Source organism: Amycolatopsis sp., from assembly GCF_036008905.1.
Lineage (GTDB): Bacteria > Actinomycetota > Actinomycetes > Mycobacteriales > Pseudonocardiaceae > Amycolatopsis.
Map to the genome: position 1 here is coordinate 1 of NZ_DASYMU010000116.1, position 13,335 is coordinate 13,335.

General features: G+C 67.1%; 11 protein-coding genes. 8 read left to right on the forward strand and 3 right to left on the reverse strand.

Annotated features, from left to right (window positions below; translation table 11 throughout):
• Together VGP60_RS21045 and VGP60_RS21050 are read left to right on the forward strand one after the other, a co-directional pair.
• Window positions 1–454 (forward strand): DUF5753 domain-containing protein (locus VGP60_RS21045; RefSeq protein ID WP_327549755.1); only part of this gene is annotated, 454 nt, incomplete at its 5' end.
• The gene (locus tag VGP60_RS21050) at window positions 417–611 is read left to right on the forward strand and encodes a DUF397 domain-containing protein (RefSeq protein ID WP_327549756.1); all 195 of its coding nucleotides are present in this window, start codon (window positions 417–419) and stop codon (window positions 609–611) included. The genes VGP60_RS21045 and VGP60_RS21050, both read left to right, overlap by 38 nt.
• Window positions 612–740: 129 nt before the next feature.
• Here the strand turns inward: VGP60_RS21050 and VGP60_RS21055 are convergent, their stop codons facing one another.
• From VGP60_RS21055 to VGP60_RS21065, 3 genes are all read right to left on the reverse strand, one after another.
• The gene (locus VGP60_RS21055; RefSeq protein ID WP_327549757.1) at window positions 741–2,600 is read right to left on the reverse strand and encodes a glycoside hydrolase family 5 protein; all 1,860 of its coding nucleotides are present in this window, start codon (window positions 2,598–2,600) and stop codon (window positions 741–743) included.
• Between the two features lie 64 nt (window positions 2,601–2,664).
• Window positions 2,665–4,464, reverse strand: coding sequence for a hypothetical protein (locus VGP60_RS21060; RefSeq protein WP_327549758.1), 1,800 nt, complete (start codon window positions 4,462–4,464; stop codon window positions 2,665–2,667).
• A gap of 60 nt (window positions 4,465–4,524) precedes the next feature.
• Window positions 4,525–5,325: an enoyl-CoA hydratase-related protein gene (locus tag VGP60_RS21065; RefSeq protein ID WP_327549759.1), complete on the reverse strand. Its 801-nt coding sequence runs from the start codon at window positions 5,323–5,325 to the stop codon at window positions 4,525–4,527.
• A 68-nt stretch (window positions 5,326–5,393) separates the two neighbouring features.
• On the opposite strand from VGP60_RS21065, the gene VGP60_RS21070 reads away from it, so the two are divergent.
• From VGP60_RS21070 to VGP60_RS21095, 6 genes are all read left to right on the forward strand, one after another.
• Window positions 5,394–5,711: a 2Fe-2S iron-sulfur cluster-binding protein gene (locus VGP60_RS21070; RefSeq protein ID WP_327549760.1), complete on the forward strand. Its 318-nt coding sequence runs from the start codon at window positions 5,394–5,396 to the stop codon at window positions 5,709–5,711.
• Window positions 5,712–5,913: 202 nt separating this feature from the next.
• Window positions 5,914–8,901, forward strand: coding sequence for a family 16 glycoside hydrolase (locus VGP60_RS21075; RefSeq protein ID WP_327549761.1), 2,988 nt, complete (start codon window positions 5,914–5,916; stop codon window positions 8,899–8,901).
• Window positions 8,902–9,051: 150 nt separating this feature from the next.
• Window positions 9,052–10,704, forward strand: coding sequence for a class I adenylate-forming enzyme family protein (locus tag VGP60_RS21080; RefSeq protein ID WP_327549762.1), 1,653 nt, complete (start codon window positions 9,052–9,054; stop codon window positions 10,702–10,704).
• Between the two features lie 10 nt (window positions 10,705–10,714).
• Window positions 10,715–11,695: a phosphotriesterase-related protein gene (locus tag VGP60_RS21085; protein WP_327549763.1), complete on the forward strand. Its 981-nt coding sequence runs from the start codon at window positions 10,715–10,717 to the stop codon at window positions 11,693–11,695.
• A gap of 89 nt (window positions 11,696–11,784) precedes the next feature.
• On the forward strand, window positions 11,785–12,384 hold the full coding sequence (locus VGP60_RS21090) for a TetR/AcrR family transcriptional regulator (protein ID WP_327549764.1): 600 nt from the start codon (window positions 11,785–11,787) through the stop codon (window positions 12,382–12,384).
• Entirely contained in the window at window positions 12,384–13,307 is a 924-nt protein-coding gene (locus tag VGP60_RS21095; protein ID WP_327549787.1) for a glutaminase, read from the forward strand. Before VGP60_RS21090 ends, VGP60_RS21095 begins: the two co-directional genes overlap by 1 nt.
• Window positions 13,308–13,335 lie beyond the last annotated feature (28 nt).

Below are 13,335 nucleotides of genomic sequence, written 5' to 3' on the forward strand. Positions count from 1 at the left end.
GGCGCGGTTGGCCAGGCAAGGGCTCTTCAACCGTCGCTGGCCACCGAAGATGACGTTCTTCATCCACGAGTACGCACTGCGATCCATGGTCGGCGACTCGCTGGTGATGTACGAGCAGGCCTTACACCTCGTGCTCGCGACCTCTTGGTCGCGGTGCGAAATCCGGGTGGTGCCTGAATCTGCCCAGCTTATGGGTGTCTTCGGCGGTGGATTTTATTTGATGGAGTACACCGATCATCCCGCGGTGGTGTCCGCCGAGACCCACACCGCGAGCGTGTTCCTCGAAGGTGAGGAACACATCCCGTTCTACCGGGATCTTGATAACGAACTTGGGGCGGTTGCCCTGAATGGGGGACAATCGCGGGACTTGCTTGCGGACCTCGCAAGCCAACACGAACGAGTGGAGTCCACCCGCGATGACCGAGCAGACCCACGCAGGAGCGACCTGGCATAAGAGCAGCTACAGCGGCACTTCGGGCAATGGCGCATGTGTCGAGGTTGTCTTGGCGCCAGGCTCGGTCGGCGTCAGGGACACCAAGAGCCCAGCAGGCACCCTCGCCTTCCCCGGCCCGGCCTGGCGCGCCTTCCTCACCACCCAGCGTGGCTCGTGAGTGCGTAACAGTGTTCTAACACTGTTACGCACTCACGACCCCTGATCAACGGAAACGTCCGCCGCACCCGTCACCAGAGCGCCGTGAAGGCCACCATGAGGGGGACACTAACCCCTCATGGTTCTGGGGTCAGTGGCGGCAGAGGAGGGCGTCGGGGGTGCGGGACGAGCCGATCCGCCCGGTGTAGGCGACGCCCGCGACGTACTCGTCGGGCGCGCACTGGCCTTTGTAGCGGCCGTAGGCGAAGTCGCCGCCGAAGTCGCCCGCCGGGCGGTTGTCGCCGCGGTCGAACCAGACCGTGCGGCCGTTGCGACCCAAGGGGGTCTGCGATCGCGCGCACAGTCCGGCCGAAAACGCCGCCCCGGTCATGCTGTATCCGGCAAGGTAGTGGTCCGGCGGGCATTGCGCCTTGGTATAGCCCGACGCCCAATCGTTGTCCACATAGGACTCATCGCGGACGGTCGTGAACGCTGCCGGTGCCGTCAAGGAGCCGGTGCACAGGCCGCGGTTGCCGGTGTGGCTCAGTCCGGTCAGCCACTGGCCGTCCGGGCACACGGCCTTGTACGCGCCCGAGTTCCAGTCCGGCAGCGCCCTGACAGCCTTGGACTGCTGGAAGTCGCCGTGGTCCAAGGTCAGCATCGACCACGGTGTCACCGCCGGGATCTGGCCGGTCCGGCCGGTGGCGGCGATCAGACGCGACCATGCCGGGGCACGCCAGTCGTCGCCGTCGTAGAGTCCCATCCGGTTGCCCGCCGCGTCCCAGTGCGCCAGCGCCCAGCCGTTGCCGGTGCGGTTGGTGTGGAAACCGACCAGTGGCCAGTACGCGAAGTCCGCGTCGGCCTGGATCAGATTGTCGACGAAGTTCTCGAACCACGCGCGGGCCACGGGATTGGTCTCCTCCCGCCCACCGACGCCGAACTCGCTGATCCACACCGGCGCGGTGAAATGCTCGCCGGTCTCGGCCGAGACGTAGAAAGCCTGCCGGTACAGCATATCCCGCAGTTCCGCCGGGCTGAGATCCTGGTAGCGCGGGTCGTGCGTCTCTCCCGTCCCGGTCGCGCCGGAGTGATTAGGACCGGTGTAGCCGTAGAAATGCGCGGAGTAGACCAGTTTTCCCGACTGGACAAGGGTGTGCGAGAGCGTCCGGACGGGTTCGAGCGTCGGTCGCCCGTGCGGCAGGCCGTCGAGCGGGATGCCCGTCCAGTTGATGCCTTCGACGATGATCAGCAGATCGGGATTGGCCTCGAGCTGGATCCGGTCGGCGACGCGCTGAGAGGCCAGTTGCCAGTCGTGGTTGTCGCCGGAGCCCCAGTTCGGGTCGTCCAGCACCGTGCGCCGGACCTCGTTGTACAGGTCCGCGCCGACGACTCGCTTGTTCGCCGCGTACCGCCGGGCCATGAAGAGCCAGTCGTCCTCCCACTGCCCGGCGCTCTGGGCGGTGTTCCACCGCTCGTTCCCGTCGAGGCCGCAGCACCAGCGCGAGGTGTTGGTGTGGTTGTTGAGGATCACCGCGATTCCTCGCGCGGTCAGCCGATCCACCACGGCGTCGTACACCTGCAACGGCGTCTTGCCGCGCAGCTCCGGGTTCGCCGCGACAGAGGCGTCCGGCAGCGGTGTCGTGTCGTGGATCATCTGGTTGGAGAACGGCAGGCGGACGCTGTTCAAGCCCAGTTCGGCGAAGCTGTCGATGATGACGTCGACGCGCGCCCGGTCCAGGCCCAGCGGGATCTGGTCGGCCTTCTCCCCGGCGTGGTGGTTGGCCGAATCGTTGATGTCGCCGGAGCCGTTCCAGGTTCCGCTCGCGCCGTGCCAGTTGCCGGAGCGGAGCTTGAACCTGTCGCCCCGCGCGTCGACGACGTAGCGCCCGCGGGTGCTCAGCGGGCCCACCCAGGTCGCCTCATCGGAGCCCGCGGCCCCACTGATACCCGACGGCACCAGCAGGATCCCCGCTCCCAGCAGACCCACCAGCAAAATGCGAGCAAGTTTCATGAATGGAGGGTAGCGGTGGTGAAGGGCACTTTGAGCCCGTCAAGGTGCCCTTCACCGCATTGTCCTAAGGCGCGACCTCGAAGTCGTAGTAGGTCGACTGGGTCTCCACGCCATCGGCGTTGCGCGCGATGACCTCCAGGAAGATCGTGCCCGCTCGCTCAGGGGTGATGACGACCGTGCCCTTGCGGTCCGGGCCGGCCGGGACGACGACCCACTCGCCACTGAAGTCGATCGAGTACAGGTACTCGGTGACAGTCGCCATGGTGGTCGTGAAGGTGAACGTTCCCGGGACGCCCGGCCCGCCGCTGGGGCCGGAGGTGCCGTAGACGTCGCTGGTCACCACCGGCGCCGAGCTGGGGAGCCGCAGGTTTTCCTGGGCGACCGAAGAGAACTGGCCGTCCGCGTTCCTGCTGCGCACCTTCAGGGTGTTGCCAGTGGCCCGGTTCGGCGTGATCGTCGCGGTGGCTGTTCCATCGGGCCTGGCGGGAACGGTGATTTCGGCGTCGTCGTTGAAGGTGTAGGCGTACGCGGTGACGTTGGCGGTGCGGGGCGTGAAGGTGTACTCCCGCGGTTCACCGAGGCCGCCGTTCTCCGGGGTGTGCGACAGCAGCGGCGAGTTGTCCTTGACGTCGAAGATGTAGGGCGCCTCGGCCGACCTGTTCCCGGCCCGGTCGACACTCCATACCTGCAGGTACACCCCACCGGCGGTGGTCGGTGTGATGGTCGCGACGGCCTTTCCGCCGAGCACGTCCGCGGTGATGTCGTTGGTGCCACCCCCGGTCAGGACATAGCGGAACGAGGCGACGTCGGCGACACCGTTCGAGGTGAAGGTGAACTGGCCGGGCTTGCCCGGTTCACCCGTGCCGCCTTCGACGGGGTAGTCGGTGGAGCTGACCGTGGGCGGCTTGTCCGGCGCGGTCTTGTCGGCGGTGAGCCTGCAGGTCGCGGCGCCCGGTGAGACGAGGCCCCGGTCGTCGATGGCCTGCATGGTCAAGTCGTAGGTGTGGCCGTCGACAAGGAAGCCCTGCGGCAGCGAGGTGTTCGCGTAGCCGGCCCTGCTCACGGTGGTGGTGATGTCCACCCGCTGGCTCGGATCCGCGATGTCCCAGGCCGCGAACTTCCCGCCGACCGCGTCCAGGTCCGGATCGCTGACGTTGCCGTAGACGATTTGGGAACCGGGGTGGAGGAAAAGTGTGTCGCTCCCGCAGGGCCGGTTGTCTATGCCGAGACCCGTCGGGGTGTTCGGCGCGCGGTTGTAGAACATCGTCATCTGGAGGGTGCTCGCCACCCGGCGGCCGAAGGCGGGGTCCAGTTGCTTGGCGTCGGGCAGTCGCATCGCGACGGTCAGCGACGTCTTACCGGCGGCGAGGGCGTCCGTCACTGCCGCGGCCGTGTCCCACGTGACGCGTTCCCAGGTGCAGCCGCCTTCGGGGGCGAAGGGGCCGGGGAGTTTCACCTTTTCCGCGGGCTGTTTCAGCCAGGTCGGGCGCTCGGCGGGGTCGGTCACCCAGAGCTCGGTCGACCGCGGTTTGGTGCAGTCCGCCACTGAGGTCTCCGGCACCCAGCTCGCCGCGGACGTGATCTTGGCTCCCTGAAAGGGTTTCAGGTCGAAGGTGAAGTAGGACTTCGTCACGTGGTAGCCGCGCTGGGCGTCGAACCATGCGCCGACCGGGGTATCCCCACCGCTGTTCGCGAAGCTCTTGAACGGCGAGAGGAGATCGGTGTGCGCGGACGAGGTTGACGGGAAGGTGTTGACCGATTCGGCGGCGGCCGGGGTGGCCTGCAGGACTGCCAGGCCGCCCGCGATCACCCCGGCCACGATGAGTGTGGTCGAGACACGACGAAACCAGGACAGCGTTGCCATCCAAACCCCCAGTGGTCAGAGCGAGCAGTCGATCACTCTTCGCCGGGGGAGCGCCGAACGTTACCGGCCGACTCCGGGGAACTGCGGTGGGCGGCGTTCGTTCCAGCTCGCCAGGCCCTCGGCCAGCTCGGGATGGCCGAACGATTCGTGCATCAGGTCGATGGCCTCCGCCGCCGATTCCTCCAGTGACAGCTCTGGATCGCGGGTCAGTTGCCGTTTCATGACCGCCATCGACCGCGGTGCGCTGTAGGTGGCGAGTTCGGTCGCGTAGGCGTGCGCGCGCAGCGAGAGTTCGCCCGGCGGGACGACTTCCTGCACGAGTCCGTAGTCGAAGGCCTGCTCGGCGGTGAAGGTGCGGCCCGACAGCAGCAAGTCCCTCGCGCGGCCGGCGCCGATGAGTTCGGGGAGCAGCTTCGCGATGCCGTACTCCGCGACCAGGCCGCGCCGGGCGAACGCCGTGGTGAACTTGGCGCCCGCGGCGGCGAACCGGACGTCGGCGCTGCAGGCGATCACGAAACCGAGTCCCGCGCAGCCGCCGTTGATCGCGGCGACCACCGGCTTGCCGAGGTACACGGCAGCCAAGACGTCCTGGAAACCCTTACGCTGTCCGGAATCCGCGGGCGCGCCGGTGGTGATGTCGCTCAGCAGACCCAGATCCGCGCCGGGGGAGAAGGCCCGCCCCGCACCGGTGACGACGATCGCGCGGACGTCGGTGTCGGCGTCGGCCCGCCGGAGGAGATCGCCGTAGCGGGCCTGCATCGGCAGGTCCATCGCGTTGTTCCGCTCGGGCTTGTCGAACGTCAGCGTCGCGATACCTGCCGCCACTTCGTAGCTGACACCGGATTCCCATGGTTCGGACACGGAGGCCTCCCTTGGTCTCGGACATACATACTAAGCGGTCGCTACTGATCCCTCATGCGGCTGAGGCCGTGTTCCCCGCGGAACGGCTGCACGTCGAGCGTTTCCGGCCGGTGGCCAAGACTTTCGCACCCGACACGGCGTTCGAGGTGACCTGTGTCCGATCTGGACAGACCATCCAGGTCCCGCCGGACGAATCATTGCTGGACGCACTGACCTATGCGGGGCATCCCGTGCCCTCCGGCTGCCGCGAAGGTGTCTGCGGCAGCTGTGAACTCACCGTCCTCGACGGGGAACCCGAGCACCGGGACGACATCGGCGCTCCCGCGGGCCGTATGTACGCCCGCGTGTCCCGCGCGCTGTCGCCCCGGCTCGTCGTCGACCTCTGACGCGAAAGCTCGTGAGTGGCTACGAGTGTTCTAGCACTTGTTGCCACTCACGACCTCTGAACAGCGGAAGCGCCTAGCAGGTGCCGCCGTTCAGTCTAACTTTCGCTCAGACTGTGCATGCTTTCGTTGACTTAAGGCGAAAGTCTTCCTAGATTCGGCAGGACGCTGCGAGGTCCTCGCCCGCCGTCATCAAGGAGCAACGATGCTTCTAACTCTCGGTAACCCCTTTCGTAGATCCATCGCGACTGTTCTAGTGCTGTTGACAGCGCTAGCCGGTCTGGGGACGGTGCAGGAGGCCGCGGCCGCCGTGCCGCCACAGCAGCCCGGTGTCACGCTCCGCGTCTTCGATCTTCAGAACCCGCTGGACAAGCTCTGCGTGCTCAAACCCGGCCAGACTCCGAACGTCGACAAGCTGATGCCGGTGATCAATTGGACCACCACGGCCGACTTCGGTATCGGTGACCGCTTCGTGTCCGAGGTGACCGGCAACATCACCACCGCCACCGCCGGCATGTACGAGTTCCGGCTCACCAGTGACGACGGATCACGGCTGCTCATCGACGGCCAGCTGGTGATCAACCATGACGGGCTGCACGCGCCGACGGCCGCGACCGGTTCGGCCCAGCTTGCCACGGGATATCACGCGCTGCGGATCGACCACTTCGACAACACCAACGACCAGCAGATCACCTTGGAGTGGCGTCCGCCGGGCGCGGTGGACTTCGCGGTCGTGCCGAACTCCGTGCTCAGCACCGACGCCGGCGTCGTGCGGGTGACCTCGCCGGGCCGCAAGGAATGCGAAGGCACTCTGGACTCGCCGGGTGACGGTCTGCCGCTGACCGGCGTGCACCCTGGCTTCACGCTGACCGACTTGCGCCCCAACGGTTTCCAGCCGCAGGTGACCGGAATGGACTGGCTGCCCGACGGCCGGCTCGCCATCGCCACCTGGGGCGGCTCCGACAACCTGCTCGGCGAGGTCTTCCTGCTGAGCAACGTCACGGGTAACACCGACGCGTCGAAGGTGCGGACGCAACGAGTCGCCAGCGGCTTGAAGGAGCCGATGGGCATCAAGTACGTCGACGGAAAGTTGTACGTCTCGGAGAAGACGCGGCTCGTCGAACTGAACGACACGAACGGCGACGGTGTCACCGACGACTACCGCACGGTCGCCACGTGGCCGTTCGGCGGCAATTTCCACGAGTTCGCGTTCGGCCTGCTATACCAGGACGGTTTCTTCTACGCCAACCTTTCCGTGTCCATCAACTACGGCGGAGCCACGACCGATCCGCAGCCCGCGCCGAACCGGGGCACCACGATCAAGATCAGCAAGGCGACCGGCGCGGTGACTTACGTCGCCGGTGGCCTGCGCACGCCGCACGGCATCGGGTGGGGACCGGAGGGCGACGTCTTCGTCACCGACAACCAGGGCGGCTGGCTGCCCGCGAACAAACTCGTGCGCATCAAGCAGGACCGGTTCTTCAACCACTACACCAACCCGCCGGGCCCGTTCGATTCCCAGCCGGTGACCGCCCCCGTACTGTGGTTGCCGCACAACGAGATCGCGAACTCGCCGAGCAACCCGATCCTGTTGCCGAACGGTGTTTTCGCCGGGCAGATGGTCTACGGCGATGTCACCTACGGCGGCCTCCAGCGTGCGTTCCTGGAGAAGGTCAACGGCGAGTACCAGGGTGCGGTCTTCCGGCTCACCCAGGGGCTCGAGTCGGGCGTCAGCCGGATCAGCCTCGGCCCCGACGGCGCGATCTACACCGGCGGGATCGACGGCGGCGGCAACTGGGGCCAGCCGGGCAAGCTCGCCTACGGTCTCCAGAAGCTGACGCCGAACAGCACGCAATCCTTCGACATGCTCGCGATGCGGGCCGTCCAAGGCGGGTTCGAAATCGAGTACACCCAGCCCCTGTCGGCGGAGACCGCGCAGAATCTCGCGGCGAAATACCAGGCGCAGCAATGGCGTTACGCGCCGACGTCTGCCTACGGCGGCCCGAAGGTCGACGAACAAACCCTGACTGTCAGCTCCGCGACTTTGTCCGCCGATCGGAAGAAGGTCACCCTGCGGCTCGCGGGTCTGAAGGCGGGCTACGTGGTGCATGTCCGGTCTCCGCGCCCGTTCGCGGCGGAATCCGGTACGGCACTCTGGAGCACCGAAGCCTGGTACACCCTCAACTCCCTGGTCGGCGGGCCGGCGGCGGCCACCACCTACGAAGCGGAACGGGCCGCACTGAGCGGCGGCACCGGGGTCAACACCGACCACCACGGTTACACCGGCACCGGTTTCGTCGACGGCTACCAGGCGCAAGGCGCCGCGACGACCTTCTCCGTGCAGGTGCCCTCCGCCGGGGCGTACAACGCGAACCTGCGTTACTCGAACGGCCCCAACCCCAGTGCCGGGACCAAATCGGTGAGCGTTTACGTCAACGGCGCCAAGGTCGGACAGGTGCGGCTGGCGAGTACCGGGGACTGGGAGACCTGGGCGTCACAACCGGAGACCCTCAACCTGGCCGCCGGGACGAACTCGATCTCCTACCGCTACGACGCGGGCGACGCGGGGCACGTCAACCTCGACAACCTCACCATCACCGCCAACCAGCGAATTCAGCTGTTCGGGGGAAGCAACCTGGATGCGTGGGAGAAGCGTGCGGGCGGCGCGGCGACCTGGCCGGTGGCTAGTGGCTCGATGGAGTCGAACGGTGGTGACATCCGTACCAGGCAGCAGTTCGGCGACTTCCGGCTGCATGCCGAGTGGCTCGAACCGGATTATCCGCCCGAGGTGACCGGTCAGGCCAGAGGCAACAGTGGCATCTACCTCCAAGAACGCTACGAACTGCAGGTGCTGGACTCATTCGGCGATACCACCCTCGCCGACAACGAAGCCGGCGCGATCTACACGAAGAAGGCGCCCTCCGTCAACGCGGCGACTGCTCCGAACACGTGGCAGACCTACGACGTCACCTTCCGTGCGGCCAGGTTCGACGGCGCCGGGAACAAGACCGACAACGCCCGTGTCACGGTCGTCTGGAACGGCGTCGTAGTCCACAACGATGTGGTGATCGACGGCGGCACCGGCGACAGCAACCCGGAGAACGCGTCCCCGGGCGCGATCCGTCTCCAGGACCACGGCGACCCTGGCGCGAACCCGCGCTTCCGCAATGTGTGGGTGGAGGCTATCGGGTGACGTCAGGCTGAGAGCGTGGCTCGTGAGTGGCTGCGGGGGTTCTAGCACTCGTAGCCACTCACGAGCCAACGCACTGGTCGAGCCCTTGACGTCACGCGCGGCGCCTTCTAGCGTCCGTACCGACTGGTCGGTGTGGACTGGAGGAGTTGCATGAGCTGGTATGACACGATGCCTTGGGTCGCTCAGTACGAAGAGCGGATGCAAGCTCCACCACCCGCAGCGTCGAGCCTGCTCACCAGCTTCCGGCACAGCGTCGAGAGCTTCCCCGAGACCACCGCGATCGCGTACTTCGACGCGAAGCTGAGTTACCGCGAGGTCGACGAGCTCTCCGACGGCGTCGCGAACCACCTGCTGGCCGACGGTTTCCAGCGGGGCGAGCGCCTCGCGATCCTGCTGCAGAACATCCCGCAGTTCGTGCTCGCGCTGCTCGGCGCGTGGAAGGCCGGTGGCATCGTCGTCCCGGTCAACCCGATGTACCGCGAAGGCGAGCTGACCCACGTCTTCTCCGACGCCGACGTCCGCGCGGTCGTGTGCTCGCAAACCGGATGGAACGCCTATATCTCCGGTGTGGTCGCGAAAAGTGCCGTGTCGATCTCGCTGACCACGAGCGAGCTCGAACTGCAGGAACGCAACGACTCCCGCGTGCTCGGCAAGGTGACCCGCCAGCCCACCGAAGGCGCCGGCGACCTCCTGACCGTGGCCAGGGCCAACGTCGGCAAACCGTTGGCCGACCCGGGTTTCACCGCCGCCGACGTCGCCCTGATCAGCTACACCTCGGGCACCAGCGGCACGCCGAAGGGCGCCACCAACACCCACGGCAACATCGCCACCAACGCGGCCACCCTCAACGCCTACAACGACCTCGGCGAGGGCGCCGCCATCTACGGGCTGGCGCCGCTGTTCCACATCACCGGGATGGTGTGCCAGGTCGCCTCCGCGATCGACTTCGGCGGCACGCTCGTGCTCACCTACCGGTTCGAGGCCGGTGTCGTGCTCGACGCGCTCCTGGAGACCAAACCGGTCTACATGGTCGGCCCGTCGACGGCGTACATGGCGCTGATGGCCCACCCGGACGTCAGCCCGGAGCATTTCGCGTCGTTCCAGCTGCTCTACTCCGGCGGCGCCGCGCTGCCGCCCGCCGTCGTCGAGACCTTCCGCGACCGCTTCGGCCACTACATCCACAACGGCTACGGGCTCACCGAGACGACCGCGGGCTGCATCGTCGTGCCCGCCACGCTCGAAGCGCCGATCGACCCGGCGTCGGGCACCATCTCGATCGGCCTGCCGGTGCCCGGTTCGATGGTCCGCATCCTCGACGACGAAGGCGCCGAGGTGCCGTTCGGCACGCCGGGCGAGATCGCCGTCGAAGGGCCCATGGTCGTCCCCGGCTACTGGAACCTGCCCGAGGCCACCGCGGCCGCGCTACCGGGAGGGCGCCTGCTCACCGGCGACATCGGGTTCATGGACACCGGCGGCTGGGTCTACGTCGTCGACCGCAAGAAGGACATGATCAACGCCTCGGGCTTCAAGGTCTGGCCCCGCGAGGTCGAGGACGTGCTCTACACCCACCCGGCGGTACGGGAGGCCGCCGTCGTCGGGGTGGCCGACGCCTACCGCGGCGAGTCGGTCAAGGCCTACGTCAGCGCGCGGCCGGGACAAGTGGCGGACCCCGACGATCTTGTGGCTTACTGCAAGGAAAGGCTGGCCGCGTACAAGTACCCGCGAGTGGTCGAAGTACTCGCGGAGCTCCCGAAGACGGTCAGCGGCAAGATCCTCCGGCGCGAGCTGCGGGACCGAGGATAAGGCGGGGCGTATGTCCATTGTGGAAACCGTTCGCGGCGGCGTGCCTACAACGGAACTCGGCCGGGTCCTCATGCACGAGCACATCTTCGTGCTCAGCAGTGAATTCGTCGCCAACTATCCCGGCGACAACGGCTTCCGCGAGGACGAGCAGATCCCCGAGGCCATCGTGAGGCTGAAGGAATTGCGGGCCGCCGGGATCACCACGATCGTGGATCCGACCGTGATCGGCCTCGGCCGCTACATCCCGCGCATCCAGGCCATCGCCGCCGAGACCGACATCAACATCGTCGTCGCCACCGGGCTCTACACCTACAACGACGTGCCACATTACCTGCACTACCGCGGTCCCGGCACCATGCTCGGCGGCGAGGATCCGCTGGTCGCGATGTTCGTCGGCGACATCACCGAGGGCATCGCGGACACCGGCGTCAAGGCCGGGTTGCTCAAATGCGCCACCGACCAGGAGGGGATGACGCCGGGTGTCGAGCGGGTCCTGCGGGCCGTCGCCAAGGCGCACCGCGTCACCGGCACGCCGATCATGACCCACACGCACGCCGTCACCCGGCGTGGCCTGGAGCAGCAGGACGTGCTCGAATCCGAGGGCGTCGATCTCTCGCGGGTGCAGATCGGGCATTCGGGTGACACCACCGATCTCGGCTACCTGACCGAGGTCGCCGACCGCGGCTCGCTGCTCGGGATGGACCGATTCGGCCTCGACGTGCTGCTGCCGTTCGAGGACCGCGTCGCGACCGTCGCCGCGCTGTGCGAACGCGGGTACGCGCGCAGCATGGTCCTTTCACATGACGCGTCCTGCTATATCGACTGGCTGCCGCACGACCAGGTGCCGGTGATCGCGCCCAATTGGCACTACCTCCACATCACGCGCGATGTCCTGCCCGCGTTGCGTGCGCGCGGGGTGAGCGAGCAGGACATCACCACCATGCTCGTCGACAACCCCCGCCGGTACTTCGAACGGCAGGGCGGATACTGAACCGCCGGTGAACTGCGAGGTCAGACGGCCCACTGGGTAGGCTGTGGCGTCCGGGTGGGACTGGCGAGCGAGGGAAAGGGGGTCACGCGATGACCGAAGTGACTGCGGGCGAGCAGGATTCGGTGCCGCGGCGGCTCCTGTCCCATGCGACGAAACTTTTCGCGAAGAAGGGCTTCGACCGCACCTCGGTGCAGGAGATCGTCGAGGCTGCCGGGGTCACCAAAGGGGCGATGTACCACTACTTCGACTCCAAGGACGACCTGCTCTACGAGATCTACGCCCGCGTCCTGCGCGAGCAGACCGACCAGCTGGAGAAGGTCGCCGTCACCGAGGCGCCGCTGCGGGAACGGCTCACGTCCGCGGCGTCCGACGTCGTGGTCAGCACCATCGCGAACCTCGACGACAACACCATCTTCATGCAGTCGATGCACCAGCTCAGCGCGGAAAAACGCAAGGCCGTGCGGGCCGAGCGCCGCAAGTACCACGAGCGGTTCCGGTCGCTGATCGAAGAAGGCCAGGAGTCGGGGGAGTTCCGCGCCGACAAGCCGGCGGACGTCGTCGTCGACTTCTTCTTCGGCTCGGTGCATCACCTGGGTTCCTGGTACCGCCGCACCGGAACGCTGTCGGCACGCCAGGTCGGCGACCACTACGCCGACCTGCTGCTCGACGCGCTGCGCCCGCCCGCGTGATGGAAACCGCGGACTACCAGCGCATCCTCGAAGACGTCGCGCACGAGGTCGCCGGGACGGTGGGGCGAGGGCGCGTCGCCGACTACATCCCCGCGCTCGCCGCGGTGGACCCGGAGTCCTTCGGGATCGCACTGGCCGACGTGGACGGCGGGGTGTACGGCGTCGGCCAGTGGCAGCAGCCGTTCTCGGTGCAGAGCATCTCGAAGACGTTCACGCTCGCGCTGGCTTTGGCGCGGGGCGGGGAATCGCTGTGGAAACGGGTGGGCCGCGAGCCGTCCGGAAATCCGTTCAATTCCCTGCTCCAGCTGGAACTGGAGAACGGGATCCCGCGGAACCCGTTCATCAACGCCGGCGCACTGGTGGTCACGGACGAATTGCTGAGCCTCACCGGGGGAGACGCTTCCGGTGTGCTGCTGGACTTCCTGCGTGAGGAATCCGGGAACGACACGGTGGACTTCGATCGGGTCGTGGCCGCTTCCGAGGCGGACCACGGCCATCGCAACGCCGCGCTGTCGCATTTCATGGCAGGCTACGGAAACCTGGTCAACCCGGTCGAAACCGTGCTGGAGCACTATTTCCGGCAGTGTTCGGTGGCGATGAGCTGCCAGGATCTCGCGCTGGCCGCCACTTTCCTCGCCCGGCACGGTGTGCGGCGCGACGGCGGGCGGTTCCTCACCCGCAGCGGCGCCAAGCAGATCAACGCGGTGATGCTGACCTGCGGCACCTATGACGCCGCCGGTGAATTCGCCTACCGGGTCGGCCTGCCGGGCAAAAGCGGCGTCGGCGGCGGGATTCTCGTGGTCATCCCGCAGCGGTGCACCCTGTGTGTCTGGGGCCCGGGACTGGACGAGCGGGGCAATTCGGTGGTGGGCATGGCCGCGATGGACAGTTTCACCACCATCACCGGCTGGTCCATTTTCTAGAGCGTGGGCGTCCAGCCACGAGATGTCG